Raw genomic sequence first — 16,969 nt, 5'->3', positions numbered from 1 at the left:
CTATGCTCCAAAAAACAATGTGCCAGCCACTCCCAGCGCCGTTCCGACGAGCAGCCAGGCGACCCGGTCGATCAGCGCAATGTGCCCGCCACCAGCATGTGTTCCACCTGGCGCAGCGGCGCCAAGCGCACCCGCACCCCGCTGCCGCCTCTCCGACAAACCGTTCCCCCCGGTGACGACGCTGGAAAAGGCCGAAAAGAAATCATCGGCATTCTTCTTGGCAACGCTCTGGATCAGCCGTCCGCCGACACTCGCGAGCTTGCCGCCGATATCGACATCGGCGACATAGGCCAGCCGCGTGCCCTCGCCTTCCGGCGTCAGGCGGATCCTGGCCGAACCCTTGGCAAAACCCGCCGGGCCGCCCTGCCCCCGCCCCGACAAAGTATAGCCGTGCGGTGGATCGAGATCGCCCAATTCCACCTTGCCCTTGAAGGTGGCAGAAACCGGGCCTACCCTCACGACCACGGAGGCCGTAAATTCGCTGTCGCCCGTCTGCAGCATTTCAGTGCAGCCGGGAATGCTGCGCCTGAGGGTCTCCGGATCGTTGAGCCCCGACCAGACCTTGTCGATGGCCGCTGGGATCACGTGTTCGCCAACAAATTCCATTGCCGTCTTCCCTCTTGCGCGGTCTAGTTTCCGTAGACCCTGAAGATCGCCTGGGTTCCTTCTTCGCCAAATCCGCCTGCCGCCAGCTTTTCATAGAGCTGCCTCGCTAGCGCCAGCGCCGGCAGATCGAGCTTCATGCGCTCGGCTTCGTCGATCGCGATCGACATGTCCTTGATGAAGTGGTGGACATAGAAGCCGGGCGCATAGTCATCGTTGAGCATCTTCGGGCCGAGATTGTTGAGCAGAAAGCTCGACGCCGCACCGGTGCCGATTGACGACAGGACCCGTTTCGCGTCGAGCCCGGAGGCCTTGGCGTAGGCAAGGCTTTCACTGACAGCGAGCATGGTCGCGGCAATGGCGATCTGGTTGCACATCTTGGCGTGCTGCCCGGCGCCTGGACCGCCCTGGTGGACAATGTTCTCGCCCATGAGTTGGAACAGCGGGAGCGCCGCTGCGAAGGCTTCTTCGGTGCCGCCGACCATGATCGAAAGCTTGGCCGCCCTTGCACCGATATCGCCGCCGGAAACCGGCGCATCGAGCACGGATACTCCTTTTTCCGCTGCCTTGGCCGCGATCTCGCCCGCAAGGGTCGGGCTCGATGTCGTCATGTCTATGAGGATCATCCCGGCCTTTGCCCGGTCCACGACGCCGCCCGCGCCGAGATAGGTTTCCTCGACGTCCTTCGGATAACCTACGATCGTGATCACAACGTCGCACGCGGCGGCAACGTCTCCCGCCGTGTCGTGCCAGATGGCACCCCTGGCGACCAGTTCGTCCGCCTTGCTGCGGGTCCGGTTGTAGACATGCAATTCATGGCCACCGTCGAGGATATGGCCGGCCATGCTGCGCCCCATGATCCCCAGCCCGATGAAGCCGACCTTTTTCCTGCCGTTCGTAACGTTCATGTCAGTTTTTGTCCTTCTGGCAGGGCCATTAAGCTGCGCTCACGCAGCAACGACCGCAGATATTGTGGAGAAAGCGGCTGGCGATCCGCCACCACGCCAAAGGGCGCCAGCGCGTCATTGATCGCATTCGTCACCGCCCCGATCGCTCCCATCACGCCGCCCTCGGCCATGCCCTTGATGCCGGCGGGCGTGCGCTTGTTCGGCGTGTGATGGTGCAGGATCTCGAAATTCGGCAGTTCGCAGGCTGTGGCTACCAGATAGTCGGCGAAGGTCGCGGACAGATTCTGCCCGTTCTCGTCGTAGACAACCTCCTCCAGCAGCGCGCCGCTCAGGCCCATGGCGATCGCTCCCTGCTGTTGGCCACGCACCACGATCGGATTGATCACGGTGCCGCAATCCTCAGAGACCACGTAGCGGGCGATGTTGAGCGTGCCGGTTCGGATGTCGACCTCCACCTCGCAGGCATGGGATGAATTGGAATAGGTCATCGGCGGTGGATCATAGGTCAGCGAGAAATCGAGCCCTGGCGCCACCCCTTCGGGCAGGTTCGTCGGATCGAGATAGGCCGTGCGGGCGATATCGGTGAGCGACAGACCCGTCCCGTTCCATTCGCCATTGATCAGGCGCTCAACCTGCCCGTCGAGCAGGCGGATATCTTGCGCAGAATTGAGACCAAGCTTGTGGGCGGCGATCCGCAGTACTTGGTCGCGGGCCTTCTGCGCGCAGAGGTATAGCGAGCCGCCACCCGCCGTGCCTCCGCGTGCGCCACGGCTTCCCATGCCATAGGGAGCCACATCGGTGTTGCCGATCTGGATCCTGACATTGGATGGGTCCACCCCCAGGCCCTCGGCCACGGCCTGAGACATAGCCGTCTCATAGCCCTGCCCCGTCGCGCCGAGTCCAACGGATGCATTGACCACCCCGCTCGGCTCGATCCGCACCCACGCCGCCTCGTGCCCCGAGCCGGGAATGCCGGTCGACTTGTAGAAGGCCGATCCATAGGTTGTGGATTCTACCACGGTGCAAAGCCCGAGCCCGACATACCGCCCTTCGGCCCTGAGCGCCTGCTGGCGTTTACGGAAAGCCTCATAGTCTATCGCTTCGACCACGCTTTCGAGCGTCCCGGCCGGAGTGATGTCCTCCAGCACTTCGCCGGTCGCCATGCGATAGGGCAGATCGTCGGGCCGCAGCATGTTGATCCGCCGGACCGCCAGCGGATCGAGACCCAACTGGCGGGCGACGGCGTCGATCGTTCCGTCCATCACCCAACTGGTAATCGCCATCGGCGCCCGCATCGGCCCGTTGCCGCATTTGTTCGTGAGCGCGATCTTCACCTCGAAGGCATAGTCTTCGATCCGGTAGGGACCTGTCAGGATCATCGCGACGACGCGCGACATGTAGTTAGCCGGATAGAAGCAGTACGCACCGAAATCCTCGGTGATCTCCAGTTCAAGCCCGAGGATCCGCCCGTCCGCGGCAACGGAAGCGCGGGTGTGGCACAGATTCTCCCGCGCGTGACTTGCCGCCATCAAATTTTCTGTGCGGTCCTCGCGCCACCGCACCGGGCGATTGAGCTGGCGCGCGAGCGCGGCAACGGTCAGTTCCTCGCGGTAGAGCGCGATCTTCTGGCCAAACCCCCGCCCACGTCGGGCGACATGACCGTGACCTGGCTCTCCGAGAGTCCAAGCCGGGCGGCCAGTTGGCTCCTGAGGGGGTGCGGGACTTGGTTGCCGATATGAAACGTCAGATGTTCGCGCCCTGCGTCCCAGACGGCGGCGCATCCACGCGTCTCCATTGGCACATGGGTTTGGCGATGCTGGAAAAAGGAGGCCTCGACCACGGCATGAGCTTCGCCACGGCGCTGAGCGATGTCTCCGGCAGAAAATGTCTGGTGCGAAACGATGTTCGAAGGCAACGTCTCGTCGACGAGCGCTGCGTCCGACGCAAAAGCGCCCTCCAACGACGCGATCGCCGGCAGCACCTCGTACTCGACCTCGACCAGCTCTGCCGCATCCTCGGCAACATAGCGATCCCGCGCCACCACTGCAGCCACCAAGTCGCCGTGGAACCGCACCTTGTGGATCGGCAGCGTCGCGATCTCAGTCGGGTGAAGCCCTTCAATTGGCGGTGCCAACCGCAGGCGATTGGTCCATTTGTCGAGGTCCTCGCCGGTAAAAACTCCCGTGACGCCGGGCAGATCCCGCGCTGCATCCGTCGAAATTCCCAGGATGCGGGCATGGGCATGCGGCGACCTTACGAAACTGACATGCAGCGCGCCCGGTACGACGATGTCGTCCAGATAGCGACCTTGCCCTGTAACAAGACGCTTGTCTTCTTTTCGCGCCAACGGTTTGCCAATGTAGTGGAAGCTGCTTGCCTTGCTCACGACCGCACCTCCCGCATAACCGCCGCTGCCTTCATGACCGCGGCAACGATGTTCTGGTAGCCCGTACAGCGGCAGAGATTGCCCGAAAGAACATCGCGCACCTCCTCTTCTGTCGGATCCGGCGTATCACGCAGAAAAGCCTCGAAGGTCATAATGATACCGGGTGTGCAGAAGCCACATTGCAGCCCGTGTTCCTCATGCATGGCCTCCTGAAGCGGGCTCAGGCCAATTCCACCCACCGACTCGATCGTCGCGATCTCATGCCCTTCCATCTGGACGGCATAAGTGAGGCACGCCCGCGCCGGCTGGTCGTCGATGAGGACCGTGCAGGCGCCGCAGACCCCATGCTCGCAACCGACATGCGTTCCTGTCAGCCCGAAGTCCTCGCGCAGAACGTCGACAAGCAGCTTGCGCGGTTCAACCATTGTCTCGCGAGTCTCGCCGTTTACGATGAGAGATATCAATCTGGCGTCGCTCATACCGTCTCTCCGCGCGCACGCGCTAGGGCCGCCGCCAACGCCTTTTCCATGAGCGATGCTGCCACTTCACGGCGGAAAACCGCCGGGATCGGCGCACTGTCCTCGAGCGAGATGGATTGTGCAGCGAATGCGGAAACACCCGCGACCCATTTTTCGGTTGGCATTGCTCCGGCTTCTGCCACCGCCGACACATCAAGCCGCACGGGTACGGAACCGACGCCGCCGAACGCCATTTCCAGGGATGCCAATCTTTGGTCCCTGGTCAGCAGCAGCGTCACCGCAGCCGCGACGATGGCAAAATCGCCACGCCGTCGGCTGAAAAGCTCAAAGGCCCAACCAGAATTCGCCGACAAATGGGGAAACCGGACCGAGGTCACCATCTCGCCGTGGCGAACGTCGACCGTCATCACGGAGCGGAAGAAATCGACTGCATCGATCTCGCGCTGTCCGTCAAGCCCACACACTACAATCCTCGCCCCGCCAAGAACGGCAATGAGCGGCATTTGTGCAGCGGGATCCGCGTGAACCAGGCTACCTCCCAACGTGCCGCGCTGGCGGATCGCATAGTGTCCGATCGTCGAAGCCGCCGCCGCAAGCAAGGGATGTGCCCGACGGACCTCGGGCGCTGTCGCCACCCGCTGATGCCGGGTCATGGCACCTATTTCCAACGCACCGTTCGAGACGCGAATGAAATCAAGTTCAACGAGGTCATTCAGGTCGATCAGGTGCTCTGGCCGGGCGAGCCGCATATTCAGCATCGGGCCGAGGCTCTGCCCTCCCGCGATCGGCTTGGCCTTGTCGCCATAATGCGCGAGCAGGCGAAGCGCCGCCTCCAAAGTCTGCGGTCGATGATATTCGAACGACGCCGGTTTCATCCTGCTACCCGATCAGGCTTGCTTCGGTGTCCGCGTCAAAGACATGCAACCTGCCGGTATTCGCCGACAGCTTGATCTTGTCTCCATAATTGTGACGCAGATCCTTGTTGATGCGGAAGAACAGCTCCTCACCCTCCACCTGGAGGCCCAGGAACTGGTCGGACCCGACCGGAAGCACCGACGTCACGGCTCCGGCAATCACCTCTCCGCTGGATGGCTCCGACCGCTCATCGACATCTTCCGCGCGAATGCCGAGCTTCACCTTGCGTCCACTTTGCCCGAGAAGCTTCTTGCCACGCTCCGGCGCGAAATCGAGCCTCGTCTCCCCGCGCACGAAGGTCACCTTGTCCCCCTCGACGACCAGCTCACCGTCGAGATAGTTGATCGGTGGGCTGCCCAGGAATGAGGCGACGAAGGTATTTGCGGGATGCTCGTAGATTTCGTCGGGCGTACCGATCTGCTGTACAAGTCCGTTCCGCATCACCACGATACGGTCTGCAAGCGTCAGCGCCTCGGCCTGATCGTGAGTCACGTAGACGAATGTGGTCTGCATGCTGCGATGCAGTTCCTTGATCTCGGCTCGCATGGAAATACGCAGCGCCGCGTCCAGATTCGACAGCGGTTCATCCATGAGGAACACTGCCGGCTTGCGCACCATCGCGCGTCCAAGCGCGACGCGCTGCCGCTGCCCGCCGGAGAGCTGGCTCGGTCGCCGGTCGAGCAGATGGGTGATCTCCAGCCGCTGCGCCGCGTCACGCACCCGGCGGTCGATGTCGTCCTTGGGGTGCTTGCGCATCACCAGGCCGAAAGCGATGTTCTCGTAGACCGTCTTATGCGGATAGAGCGCATAGCTCTGGAACACCATGGCCACGTCGCGGTGATGCGGCGGCGTGAAATTCACGGTCTCGTCGTCGAAAAAGAGGTTCCCTTCGGAGACCTCCTCAAGGCCGGCAATCATGTTGAGCGTCGTCGACTTGCCGCAACCCGAAGGTCCGAGCAGAACGACGAATTCCTTGTCCTTGATCTCGAGATTGAGATTTTCGAGCGCGACAAACCCGTTCGGGTAGCGCTTCGATGCATTTTCAAAAAGGATACGGGCCACTGGCGAACTCCCTGTTAACCCTTCACCGCACCGGCCGTCAGACCAGACACGATGTAGCGTTCGAATATGATGGCGACGATCACCGGCGGCACGATAGCGAGAAGACCCGCCGCGTTGATGAACGAGAAGCTGATGGTGAAGTCGGATGTGAACGATGCGAGGACGATCGGCAGCGTCTGGGACTGCGCCGTCTGGGTGAACATCAACGCCAGGAGGAACTCGTTCCAGCTGGTCAGGAAGGCGAACAGGATCACCGCGACCAGAGAGGGAAGAGCAAGCGGCAGGTAGACCTTTGTCAGGGTCTGGAAGCGCGAACAACCATCCACGCGCGCCGCCTTGTCCAGTTCATCCGGAAGCCCTTCAAAGTACTGGATCAGGATGAACACCGTAAACGGAACGGTGATCGCTAGATAGGTAATGACCAGCGACATGATGTTGTCGAGTAGGCCGAGATTCTTGATGACCAAGAAGAACGGCACGACCAGCGCGATATCGGGAATGACTCGCGTCGTCAGAATGAAATAGACCGACCCCGATCGTCCGAGGAATCGGATCTTCGCCATCGCATACGCCGCAGGTACCCCGACCAGCAGATTCAGGATGACCACCAGCGTCGCCACCACAAAGCTGTTTCGCATGGCCGGCAAGAGGTTGCGCGCAGTTGAGGGAATATAGTTGCCGGAGGACGGGTCCTGCGTGCTGCGAGTCTCATAGGTGACTTCCTCGTCTCCAGCCGAGAAGATCGCCCGAAAATTCTTCAGCGTCGGCTGGTCGGGTATCCAATGCGGCGGCACCGAAACGATTTCGGCCTCGGTCTGCATCGAAGAGGACACGAGCCAGCCGACGGGCGCCAGAACGATGAACAATATCGTCAGTGAGCCGAGCAAGATGACGCCGCGATGCATCCAGCTGAAGAACTCACTGCGCCGCTTGTAGTTGATGCCACGCCTGTGGCCCGGTCTTCCGACGAAATTCTCGCTGGCAGGGGTCTGGTGAACCGTTTCCATTTAGACGCTCCTGCCAAGGGTTCGAATGATGAAAAAGGCGAGCGCGAAGGTAACCAACGCCAAGAGGTAGGACATCGCCGCACCCGAGCCGAAGGAAAGGTTACGGAATGTCTCGACGTAGATTTCCCAGGAAAGAACATGCGAAGCCGTCCCGGGACCGCCTTCTGTGAGGATGAAGAACAGGTCAAAATGGCGGATGGCGATCATGGTCTCGTAGATGATGACAAGCATGAACCCGGTCCGCATCGAGGGAAGCGTGACGTGGATGAACCTTTGCCACAACGGAGCGCCATCGACACGGGCCGCCTGGTAGAGGTCCTGCGGGATGGACTTCAACGACACCAGCAGCAGGATCGTCGCCAGCGGCACCTCCTTCCAGACGAAGGCGTTGGCGATCAGCGGCAACGTCTTGTTCTGGTCGCCGAGCCAGACCATGTATTTGTCGATAAAATCAAGCTGATAGAGGAGGCCATTAAGCGCGCCGTAGCCTGAATCGTAGATCCATTTCCACATCAGCGCGTCAGCAACATAGGGTATCGCCCAAGGGATCAGCAGCACGGTGCTGACCAGACGCCGTCCACGAAATTTCTCATTCAGCAACAAGGCTGCCAGGAGGGCCAAGACGGTAACGGCCGTCACGGAGATCACGGTAAACGTTACCGTGCGCAATACCGCGGTCCAGAACAGGTCATCGCTGAAGAGTTCGAGATAGTTGTCGAGCCAGACGAACGGAGTGCGATTGGGACGGGTCAGCTTGATCTGGAAAAAGCTGAGATAGAACGAGTATGCGATCGGGAAAACCGCAACAAGGCCAAGGACTGCCATGACCGGCGCTATGAAGAGATACGCCGTTCGCTCCTCATAGTTGAAATGCCGCCGCACGCTCGCGGCCATTCCCCCTGTTGTCTTCACCATAATCCGGGGATCTCCCTCAAGTTCCTGCCGCAAAAGCTAGGCCGCGCTCGACTTCACCAGTCCATTGGCCGACACCAAGCGGGTCGTGCAGAATGAGCTGTGCTCGATCACTGCGCCCGCCTGGCGGCATGTCGCATCACACCTACTACTTATGCCTGAATTGGGTGGCCCGCGCTCGTCATCGCGGGCCAGCAAGCCGCCAACTCATGACTGCGACTTGAGGTCGTCCCATTCCTCGCCTGCCTGCTTCAGGGCATCGGCCGGGGAAGCGTTTCCGAGGATCGCCGATTGCCAGGCCGCGCCATTCACCTCGTTCCAATCACCGAACCAGGGAGTGACGACATCCTTCTTCTGGGCGAGAGCCTGCTGCTGCTGGATCATTTCCACATCGCCATACTTGTTGTATGCGGCGCGCACATCGGCATCCTCGAAAAGCGGCTTCACTCCGAAGCCGGAGCCAAGATCGAGGAAAAGCAGCTTCTGGAACGTGTATTGCCCATCTGCCTTGCCGCCGAACCACTCAATCAGCTTGGCGGCATTGTCGGCGCGAGCCTTGTCGGCAGCAGCCTGCGCAGACATGCCATGGAAACGCATCCAGCCGACCGTTGCGTGGGAACCATTTGCGCCCATCGGCATCAGTGCCTGCTTTGCGCGACCGGCAATCTGCGACTGAGCTGGATCGTTCAGCATGGCAAGACGATATTTCGGCAGCAGCGCGAAAGCGTGATTGCCGGCGGCAAAGGCCTTCAGGCCCGCGAGTTCACCCGTCTCCACGCAGCCCGACGAAACGATCTTGTGCTTGCTGACCGTGTCAACCACCCACTGGAGGGCAGACAAAGCTCCGCCCTTTTCCTCCTGCATGATCGAGTCACCCTTGTCGTCGGTGAAGCGGCCGCCATGCGAGAAGACCATCGCCGACATAAACTCGATAAGCCAGCTTTCCTTGGCCATGGCGAGCATCAGCGGGAATTCGGCAATACCCTTCTGCTTCATCACCAGCGCCTGCTCGACAAGCTCATCCCAGCTCGCGGGAGGAGCAGAGAAGCCGGCGGCGGAGAGCTTTTCCGCATCGTAGATGAAGCCCATGTAGTCGGTATAGTAGGTGAGACCGTACTGCTCACCCTTGTAGGTCATGGAATCGGTGCAGAAGGCCTCGGCATCGCTGTTGTAGGCCATCAGATTGTCGTATGCATTGATCGGAGCAATCCACTTTGCCTCGGCCCATTCCGGCAACCAGGCGTCGGATACCCAAAGGACGTCCAGCGGTGCTGCGCCGACGAACTTGGTGACCATGGCATCGCGATACTGCGCCCATGGCGCGTTTGCATAGTCGACGGTCAGGCCGCTGGCCTTCTCGAAGGCCGCGATATGGCTCTTCACCAGATCGACGGCCGCCGACCACGTCTGATAGTTGATGGTATTGCCGGCAGCAAACGTCATGCCCGGAAATGCCAGCGCGGCGCCGCCGGCCACGGCCGAAGCCTTAAGAAAATCGCGCCGTCCGATTGCGCGTCCAAACCCAGTTTTCATCCTTGCTTTCCCCTTTTTTTCATCGAAACCGCACCTGTCACGGGCGGCAGCCGCGGTGACATTCTCAATCTCGATTAAAAAAAGCTAACAGCGATTTCGTTTGTCGTCAATTGACGACTTTCGAATGAGGAACAACCTCCTGATATGCGTTGTCCTCTACCGAAACCAGACCTCGATCTACTCGAATTGCTCAACCATTGCGTCGAAGCCGCTGAGGAACGCCCGGACATGCATATCGACAACCCGGGTCTGAGGCGTGATCAGACTCGCGCGATAAATGTGACGACGAATTCCGTAGTGAGAGAGCGCCCCGTGAATTGTCCAGCCGATCTCGTGGATAGCCTCCGGCTCCATGCGAAGCGCGATGCCGCGCTCGCGGGCCGTTTCGGTGACGATCGTCTCCGTCAGCTTGGTGATGATGGAGGAGATATAGTTCGGCGCCATATCCGCTTCGGCCAGCGAGGAATAGAGGAAAAGCCGCAGCCACCGTCGTCCGAGCACCGTATCGAGATAATCGTTGTAGAAATCGTTCAGTCGGTCGTGCATCGGTCGGGAACGGTCGCTCAGTTCTGCAAACCAGACAGCCTGGAAAGGTCCGAGGATGGCGGTATCATAGACCTCCCTCAGCAGATCTTCCTTTGTCGGAAAAAAGCGGTACAGCAACCTTTGGGAGATCCCGCATTCAGCTGCAAGAGCCCGCGTCTGCGCCGTGAGACCGTATTCGGCAAACAGTTCGGTCGCCTTTTCCAAGATCTGCGCGCGCCGCTCGGCGTAGGGCATGCGCTTTTCCTTCTTCTTGCCCTTAGCCGCACCGACCTGTCCCGCACCGGTTTGACTTCCCCGCAAATTGGTGGATTTCGCCTTCACGTTGTCCTCGCTCCCGGCGTTTGACGCCCTCTGGCCTTGATCACTCATATCGCCGAACCGTTTCCAACTATCAATAGTGGGCATCATGTCGTCAATTGACGAATTAATGCATGATGGGCATGGTGCAGGAGTTGGTACCGGCGAAGATTGCCGGGCGTTTGAGCGGGAATATTTAGGGGAGAATCCAGATGATCTACGAACAGCGCATTTACGAGATGAAGCCGGGCTCTGCTGGCGCGTTCTTGAAGATCTATGAAGAGGAGGGCCTCGCCATTATCACAAGATATGCAAGGCTTATCGGCTGCTGGACAACAGAGAGCGGCACCCTCAACTCGGTTGTTTTTATCTGGGGGTACGACGATTTCGCCCATCGTACCGCACAGCGCGCAAAGATGGGCGCCGATCCGGAGTGGCAGGCCTTTGTGCCCAGGATTCTTCCCTTCCTAGTCCATCAGGAGAGCTGCTTCATGTTGCCGGCCGCGTTCTCTCCGCAGCGCTGACATTGTCACGCGCTGCGGGGTTCACCAGTCGATCTGAAACGCGGTCCCTGGAGGCGGCGCGATCGCGCCGATCGCAGTGCCTAGGTCGGGCCCGCCGATCTTTGCGAGGAACCGACAGAGGCCTGTCAAATGCCTTTGAACATTTCATGGCGGTCGAAGCGTGCCTCCTGAAGATCAATCCACGGCTCGCATTGAACTTTGCCGAAACAAATAGCAGATTGGTCGCGATGAACCGAAAAAGGCTCCTGTGAGCCACGTGGATATGGTTGTTTCCATCTGCTAAGCGCGCATCCTCAGATAGAGGCCGGGTAGCAGATCGGGCAGACGGTCAATCGAATCGAGCCGCACCATGCCTTTCGGGCCGAAGATCCTTCGCGCGTACGATTCTGCGGCTGAATCAAGGACCACGCTGAAAACGTCGATGCCATCACGGTTGAGTTCGTGAACCGCGGCGCGGGCGTCCTCTGCGAGATAGTCTGGATCATCGACATCAATATCGGAGGGTTCGCCATCCGTGACGATCATCAGCAACCGACGGTAACTCTTCTGGCTGCGAAGGTCATTTCCCGCATGGCGCATGACCGCACCGAGGCGGGTCGAATAGTCGCCTACAAGGCCAGCAAGGCGGTCGAGAGCTCCCGCGTCGAAGGGCCGACCGAAATCCTTTACGCGCTCGTAGCGTACGTCCTCCCGCCCGTTGGAGCAGAAGGCCGCGATGGCGAAGGCGTCGCCTACATCCGTCATCGCGCGCGCCAGAAGGGCTGTCGATAACCGTTCCATCTCCAGCACCGTGCTAGTCGAACCGCGCATTCTTTCCGTCGTCGACCGAGAGGAATCGATGAGGAGAAGCACCGACATGTCGCGTGAGCGCCGCTCGTATCTGCAATACACTCGCGTATCGGGCGCAGCGCCGGCACGGCGCGCAATCATGGCGTCAATACCAGCGTCGATATCGATAAATTCTCCTTCCGTTTGACCGCGAACTCGCTGTTGACGGTTAATCCGCGACGCTTTGATGAGCCCGGTGAGCCGGTCTACGAGATCTGAACGCGCCTCCCTCAAGGCGGCCGCTATCCCGAGGGAGTCGATTTGACCCGGCATTTCACGTACCTGGCACCAGTTGGGCCGATACCGCCCGGTGACGTGATCATACTCCGGATAGTTTGTGACGACCGAGCGGTCGTCGTCCTGTGCCTCGACTAGCTTTCCGCGCTCAGTATCGCCATCCTCGGCCTCCTCGCGTCGCCCATCATCGCCAACCCGCTGGTCGATCCGAGCACCCTCGAGCATTGTTTTGATCTCGACTGGCACCTGGTCATCGTCGCGCTCGAAGTCCCAAATTCCCAAATTGTCGTCACGGTAGGGTGGCTGGACCACGTAGGCCCGCGCATCGAACTGCAGACGCATCTGGCCAATGTCGTTGCCAAGCAGGCCACCAATACGGCGACTGAGCTGCTGATTGTCGACGTCTTCGCGGGCGGCCTTTTCGAACAACGCCCGGCCCTTTTTCACCCAAGCATGCGGATCCTCGTAGTCCGGATCCGCCAGCGCCCGCGAGAGACGCGCCATCAGAGCTATTGCGACAGCAGGGCCTTCCGGCCGCGCAACATGGAAGCGGCGCCAGAGGCGGGAGAGACCCGGCATAGACCGGGAGGCGAGCATTTCGATGCGCGCATCCTCGATAAGAGAAACCAGAGCGATCTGCATTGGCTTCAGCTCGGCGACTGGAAACTTCGTGCGCGTGAAGCGATGGTGGGCGCCAATATGGGCGACCGCTGCCCGGTAGAGCAGCTTGGCCTCGTCGCCGCCGAAGCCCGCGAAGGCGGACGGCAAACGCAAGCCGCCGCCCCCAAAACCAGGCCGACGTCGCATCTGCTCGGGCGCATCCGGCGGAGCCTCGGCGATCGGCGGCGAAATTCCCCACAGAGCACCGAGAAAGAGGCCAAGACCATGCCGCAATTCGGCAAGACCGCCGTCTCCAGCTGTCCCTTCAATAAGTCTGACTGCCTCGGCACTTTCCAGTGCGAAGAAGGCGCGCCTGCGCTCTGGATTCCCATCGGCAAGATGAAGTCCCATGCGCACGAAGGCAATGAAGCCCGGCGCATCGAGCGCCGCCACGAGCTTGCCTGTGTTCTCCAGCAAAGGAAGAACCCCTTCGGGCGCTTGGCGTGCGGTCTGGTCGAGCGCCGCCGCCCAGGAATCCATTGCCACAGTTCCTTGAAAACGCCGCGACGCGAGAAGCGCCGCCTGCGGTACCAGGCTAGCGGCCAGCCGTCCCGATCGGATTGCCACCTGCGAGATTGCCGACGCGAGTCGCACGGCAAAGGCCGGGCCGATTCGCGCAGCGAGCTCCGGTCCGGCCCGGCGATAGGCGGCTGCGACGAGCTCGCCATAGCCGGCCTGTTCGATGCGGCTGTGGGCCACATGCCAGCGATCCTGCCATTCGGGCGGAAATCCGTGAGGTTCGTGCATGGTCACTGCATCCGACATGAAGCCCCTCAGAGACAGGCGGCGATTGCCCCGGTCAGGGCGTCGCGCAGGTCGGGATCATCGGTGATCGGCACGACCATAGCAACTTGGCAGGCTCTCTCGATCGGTATGTCGGCCGCAACAAGCAATCCGGCATTGATTAGCATTCGGGTGGACGCGCCTTCCTCGAGACCATGCCCCTTGAGATTGCGCGAGCGCGCGGCGATGCGGACCAGCGTGTCCGCCGTCCTCCGGTCGACGGCAGCTTCCCTTTTGATGATTTCGGCCTCGACATCCGAGTTCGGATAGCCGAACGCAATCGCAGAAAAGCGCTGCTTGGTCGATTCCTTAAGGTCCTTAAGCACACTTTGATACCCAGGATTGTAGGAAATCACGACCTGGAAATCCGGATGGGCTTTGACGACCTCGTTTCTCTTTTCGAGTGTCAGGATGCGGCGGTCATCTGTCAGTGAGTGGATGACGACGGTGGTGTCCTGTCGAGCCTCGACAATCTCGTCGAGATAGCAGATTGCCCCCCGCGAACAGCGAGCGTCAACGGTCCGTCGTGCCAGGCCGTACCGTGTGAATCCAGCAGGTAGCGGCCGACAAGATCCGATGCAGTCATATCCTCATGACAAGAGACGGTGATCAGCGGCTTGCCGAGGCGCCACGCCATGTACTCGACGAAGCGCGTCTTGCCGCAGCCGGTCGGCCCTTTGAGCATGACGGGCATCCGGCTCTTGTGGGCAGCTTCGAACAGCTCGATCTCGCTGTCGACTGCCCGATAGAACGGTTCGCTGGAAATTCGATAGGCATCGAGGTTTGTCACAACAGGCCTCTTGGAGTTGGCGCCGCAACGCTGCCGGTCATCGCGGCGCAAGGGGATTTCAGGACGCCAGCAGTTCCTTCAGCTTTTCGTCCAGGAATTTGACGTCGACGGGATTTGTGCCGGGCCCGCCTGCGAAGTGACCCCAGATCGAAGGGATCGGCACGAAGCGCGCATTCGGCATGCTAGCGACTTCGTTTTGGCTATCCTCGGTCGGAAAGTAGAGGTCGGTTTCACCCGGCATCACGTAAGTCTTGGCCTTGATCGCGCCGAGTGCCGCCTTGTAGTCGCCATTGTAAAGTTCGTTTGCCGAAATGTCGCCGTGCTGCCACGTCCAGAGCATCGCAAGCAGGTTGTTTGGGTCTTTCGGAAGGAAGAAGCCTTCCCAGAAGGATATAAGAAAATCCTCCAGGGAGGCATAGCCCAGCGTTTTCAGGTCGAGTTCCTCACGGTAGAAGGATTGGGAAAAACCCCAGCCGGCATAGACACGGGCGGCCGCGCGAAGCCCCTTCTGCGGCTTCTCCGTGTACCAGCCGTTGCGAAACGCGTCGTCCGCCGTCAGAGCCGCCTTCACGCCTTCGAGAAAAACGAAGTTGTGGCGCGAGCATTTTGCCGAGCCGCAGAAGGGCGCAAGCAGGTCAACCATATCGGGATACATGGCACCCCAGTGGAAAGTCTGGAGCGCGCCCATGGACCATCCCGTTGCCATCCGCAGATGAGAGATTCCTAAATGTTCGGTGACTAGCCTGTGCTGGGCACGGACATTGTCATAAGCCGTCACCCTCGGAAAGCGGGCGGCGTTATAGGGCTCCGGCGTATTGCTCGGCGAGGAGGAAAGACCATTTCCGAACATGTTCGGGATGATAATAAAATACCTGTCGGGATCGAGCGCCATGCCTCGGCCAACAAGCCATTCGTTGTCATAGTGCTGGCCGGAGTACCAGGTCGGGTAGATGATGGCATTGTCCCGCTCGGCGCTGAGGGATCCGAATGTCTTGTAGGCGAGTTTGGCCTCACGCAGGATCGCACCGTTCTGCAAGGCGAAATCCCCGAGCTCGAAAATTTCATAGTCGATCGTCATTCTATGCTTCCTTCTTTGGAAAGGGGTGTTCGGGGCGCACGAGCGCGCGCCGCCGGTCTCAGATAGATGCGCCTGCGGCGGACCGCCGATCCTTCAGCGAAGAGAGCGCGAGATGGGCAACTCCAGCAACCATACCCGCGCTGATCGCGGTGGAAAGCTGCGGTGCGTAGAACTCAACGATAAAGCCTACGGTGGCCCCGATTGCCCAGGAGATGAAGGGAGTCGAGCGCCATTCCTTTTCGATTTTGCCACTGTTCTTGAATATGTAGGCCTCGACGAGAAGGATCATGCCGATGGGCGGAACGACGATACCGAGCAGCGAGAGCCACTGAATGAAGAAGGCCCAGACATTGCCTGCGGCAATTGCGATGCCGATTATACCGAGCACGACGGCCAGCAGTCGCATTCTCGAATGGAGGATACGCGACCAGCCGGTTGCCGCATTGTAGAGGCAATGCGAGCAGACCGAGCCGAGATTGATATAGAGGAACAGGAAGGCGAGCACGCTGAGCCAGCCGATCTGCATCTTGTTCATGTAACCGAACATATTATCCGCGCCGAAAGGGTTGGCATTCGGCACCGCCAGAGCTGCTGTCAGGATACCGCCCACCAGCATGGCGACGAGGTTGGAGAGCGGAAAAGCCGAGAAGGTCGCGATAAGAGAATGGGTGCCGGTCTTGGCCCAACGGTTGAAATCGGCGGTTACGGTGCCAGCGTCGATGAAAAGGGCGATGACGACCGTCAGGCCAACGCCCATCGACATCGTCGCAACACCGTTGTTACCAGCATAGGTCCAGATCGCCTCGAACGTCGTGGTCGAGGCGGAATGGAGCACGACGAAAAGGCCGAGCACCAAGAAAAGCGGCACGGATACGAGTCCGATCAAATGCAGGCCGCGGACACCAATGAAGGTGATCGCTATGTAGAGGAGACCCGCCACAACAGACATTGCGACATAGTTCATCTCGTAGGTACTGGCGATGAGAGCGCCGGTAATGCCGGTCTGTACGGCGAACCAGCCAAGGAGCAGTGTCGAAAGCAGACCGGAAGCGAGCATATAACCCTTTGTCCCGAAGACCTGGGAGGCGGTCAACGCGAAATTCCTGCCACACTTCGTCGCCGAAACGCCGAGCGCTCCGACATAGGCAAACATGATCAGGTTACCGAGGATCATTGCGACGAGCGCGCGAGAAAAGCCCATGCCGAGAACGAGAATCGACCCCGTCATGGAACCCGTGATGATCATCGGGAAACCGGCCCAGACCGCCACCATCGAAAAGAGGCTGTGCCGGGCCGCAATAGGCACGGGCACATGTTCATATTCTTCGCCGAGCACATGGTCGGCATCGAGCGGCGAGGCTTCGCCGGGTTGTGTGGAGTGTCTGGACACGTTCGTTCCCTCGTTTGTTTTGATGAATGGG

Annotated in this window: 13 protein-coding genes and 3 pseudogenes; 1 reads left to right on the top strand and 15 read right to left on the bottom strand. The window is 60.2% G+C overall.

Features of this window, described 5'->3' with window-relative positions; all coding sequences use genetic code 11:
* From H4I97_RS20300 to H4I97_RS20255, 11 genes and pseudogenes are all read right to left on the bottom strand, one after another.
* Positions 1–606 carry an SRPBCC family protein gene (locus H4I97_RS20300; protein ID WP_182308764.1) on the bottom strand — a complete coding sequence of 202 codons (606 nt, stop codon included), beginning with the start codon at positions 604–606 and terminating at the stop codon, positions 1–3.
* Between the two features lie 23 nt (positions 607–629).
* Complete coding sequence (locus tag H4I97_RS20295) at positions 630–1,511, bottom strand: NAD(P)-dependent oxidoreductase (RefSeq protein ID WP_182308762.1); 882 nt, start codon at positions 1,509–1,511, stop codon at positions 630–632.
* Positions 1,508–3,492, bottom strand: a pseudogene (locus H4I97_RS20290) (xanthine dehydrogenase family protein molybdopterin-binding subunit). Before H4I97_RS20290 ends, H4I97_RS20295 begins: the two are co-directional and overlap by 4 nt.
* 51 nt (positions 3,493–3,543) lie before the next feature.
* Positions 3,544–3,897, bottom strand: a pseudogene (locus tag H4I97_RS24870) (xanthine dehydrogenase family protein molybdopterin-binding subunit); the annotation flags it as partial.
* The gene (locus H4I97_RS20285) at positions 3,894–4,376 is read right to left on the bottom strand and encodes a (2Fe-2S)-binding protein (RefSeq protein WP_182308760.1); all 483 of its coding nucleotides are present in this window, start codon (positions 4,374–4,376) and stop codon (positions 3,894–3,896) included. The pseudogene H4I97_RS24870 and the gene H4I97_RS20285, both read right to left, overlap by 4 nt.
* Entirely contained in the window at positions 4,373–5,251 is an 879-nt protein-coding gene (locus tag H4I97_RS20280) for an FAD binding domain-containing protein (protein WP_182308758.1), read from the bottom strand. Before H4I97_RS20280 ends, H4I97_RS20285 begins: the two co-directional genes overlap by 4 nt.
* A 4-nt stretch (positions 5,252–5,255) precedes the next feature.
* The gene (locus tag H4I97_RS20275; protein WP_182308756.1) at positions 5,256–6,353 is read right to left on the bottom strand and encodes an ABC transporter ATP-binding protein; all 1,098 of its coding nucleotides are present in this window, start codon (positions 6,351–6,353) and stop codon (positions 5,256–5,258) included.
* Between the two features lie 14 nt (positions 6,354–6,367).
* The gene (locus H4I97_RS20270) at positions 6,368–7,360 is read right to left on the bottom strand and encodes a carbohydrate ABC transporter permease (protein WP_244658887.1); all 993 of its coding nucleotides are present in this window, start codon (positions 7,358–7,360) and stop codon (positions 6,368–6,370) included.
* Entirely contained in the window at positions 7,361–8,275 is a 915-nt protein-coding gene (locus tag H4I97_RS20265; RefSeq protein WP_244658886.1) for a carbohydrate ABC transporter permease, read from the bottom strand.
* 204 nt (positions 8,276–8,479) lie between these two features.
* Complete coding sequence (locus tag H4I97_RS20260; RefSeq protein WP_182308754.1) at positions 8,480–9,805, bottom strand: extracellular solute-binding protein; 1,326 nt, start codon at positions 9,803–9,805, stop codon at positions 8,480–8,482.
* A gap of 177 nt (positions 9,806–9,982) precedes the next feature.
* The gene (locus H4I97_RS20255; protein WP_244658885.1) at positions 9,983–10,720 is read right to left on the bottom strand and encodes a TetR/AcrR family transcriptional regulator; all 738 of its coding nucleotides are present in this window, start codon (positions 10,718–10,720) and stop codon (positions 9,983–9,985) included.
* 140 nt (positions 10,721–10,860) lie between these two features.
* Here H4I97_RS20255 and H4I97_RS20250 point away from each other — a divergent pair, with 140 nt between their 5' ends.
* Complete coding sequence (locus H4I97_RS20250; RefSeq protein WP_182308752.1) at positions 10,861–11,172, top strand: NIPSNAP family protein; 312 nt, start codon at positions 10,861–10,863, stop codon at positions 11,170–11,172.
* A 279-nt stretch (positions 11,173–11,451) separates the two neighbouring features.
* Here H4I97_RS20250 and H4I97_RS20245 read toward each other — a convergent pair whose 3' ends face one another.
* From H4I97_RS20245 to H4I97_RS20230, 4 genes and pseudogenes are all read right to left on the bottom strand, one after another.
* Positions 11,452–13,662, bottom strand: a complete 2,211-nt coding sequence (locus H4I97_RS20245) for a nitric oxide reductase activation protein NorD (RefSeq protein ID WP_182308750.1) — start codon at positions 13,660–13,662, stop codon at positions 11,452–11,454.
* A gap of 8 nt (positions 13,663–13,670) precedes the next feature.
* Positions 13,671–14,470, bottom strand: a pseudogene (locus H4I97_RS20240) (AAA family ATPase).
* A gap of 58 nt (positions 14,471–14,528) precedes the next feature.
* Complete coding sequence (locus H4I97_RS20235) at positions 14,529–15,548, bottom strand: alpha/beta fold hydrolase (RefSeq protein ID WP_182308748.1); 1,020 nt, start codon at positions 15,546–15,548, stop codon at positions 14,529–14,531.
* A 58-nt stretch (positions 15,549–15,606) separates the two neighbouring features.
* Positions 15,607–16,938 carry a purine-cytosine permease family protein gene (locus tag H4I97_RS20230; protein ID WP_244658884.1) on the bottom strand — a complete coding sequence of 444 codons (1,332 nt, stop codon included), beginning with the start codon at positions 16,936–16,938 and terminating at the stop codon, positions 15,607–15,609.
* Between the last annotated feature and the right edge of the window lie 31 nt (positions 16,939–16,969).

This window comes from Ciceribacter thiooxidans (assembly GCF_014126615.1).
Taxonomy (GTDB): Bacteria; Pseudomonadota; Alphaproteobacteria; order Rhizobiales; family Rhizobiaceae; genus Allorhizobium; species Allorhizobium thiooxidans.
This window is presented reverse-complemented; position numbering and strand designations above follow the sequence as displayed.

What these genes read in the sequence shown, in the direction of transcription:
- H4I97_RS20300 (WP_182308764.1), bottom strand. Translation starts at nt 606, where the DNA reads ATGGAATTTGTTGGCGAACACGTGATCCCAGCGGCCATCGACAAGGTC.
- H4I97_RS20295 (WP_182308762.1), bottom strand. Translation starts at nt 1,511, where the DNA reads ATGAACGTTACGAACGGCAGGAAAAAGGTCGGCTTCATCGGGCTGGGG.
- H4I97_RS20285 (WP_182308760.1), bottom strand. Translation starts at nt 4,376, where the DNA reads ATGAGCGACGCCAGATTGATATCTCTCATCGTAAACGGCGAGACTCGC.
- H4I97_RS20280 (WP_182308758.1), bottom strand. Translation starts at nt 5,251, where the DNA reads ATGAAACCGGCGTCGTTCGAATATCATCGACCGCAGACTTTGGAGGCG.
- H4I97_RS20270 (WP_244658887.1), bottom strand. Translation starts at nt 7,360, where the DNA reads ATGGAAACGGTTCACCAGACCCCTGCCAGCGAGAATTTCGTCGGAAGA.
- H4I97_RS20265 (WP_244658886.1), bottom strand. Translation starts at nt 8,275, where the DNA reads ATGGTGAAGACAACAGGGGGAATGGCCGCGAGCGTGCGGCGGCATTTC.
- H4I97_RS20260 (WP_182308754.1), bottom strand. Translation starts at nt 9,805, where the DNA reads ATGAAAACTGGGTTTGGACGCGCAATCGGACGGCGCGATTTTCTTAAG.
- H4I97_RS20255 (WP_244658885.1), bottom strand. Translation starts at nt 10,720, where the DNA reads ATGAGTGATCAAGGCCAGAGGGCGTCAAACGCCGGGAGCGAGGACAAC.
- H4I97_RS20250 (WP_182308752.1), top strand. Translation starts at nt 10,861, where the DNA reads ATGATCTACGAACAGCGCATTTACGAGATGAAGCCGGGCTCTGCTGGC.
- H4I97_RS20245 (WP_182308750.1), bottom strand. Translation starts at nt 13,662, where the DNA reads ATGTCGGATGCAGTGACCATGCACGAACCTCACGGATTTCCGCCCGAA.
- H4I97_RS20235 (WP_182308748.1), bottom strand. Translation starts at nt 15,548, where the DNA reads ATGACGATCGACTATGAAATTTTCGAGCTCGGGGATTTCGCCTTGCAG.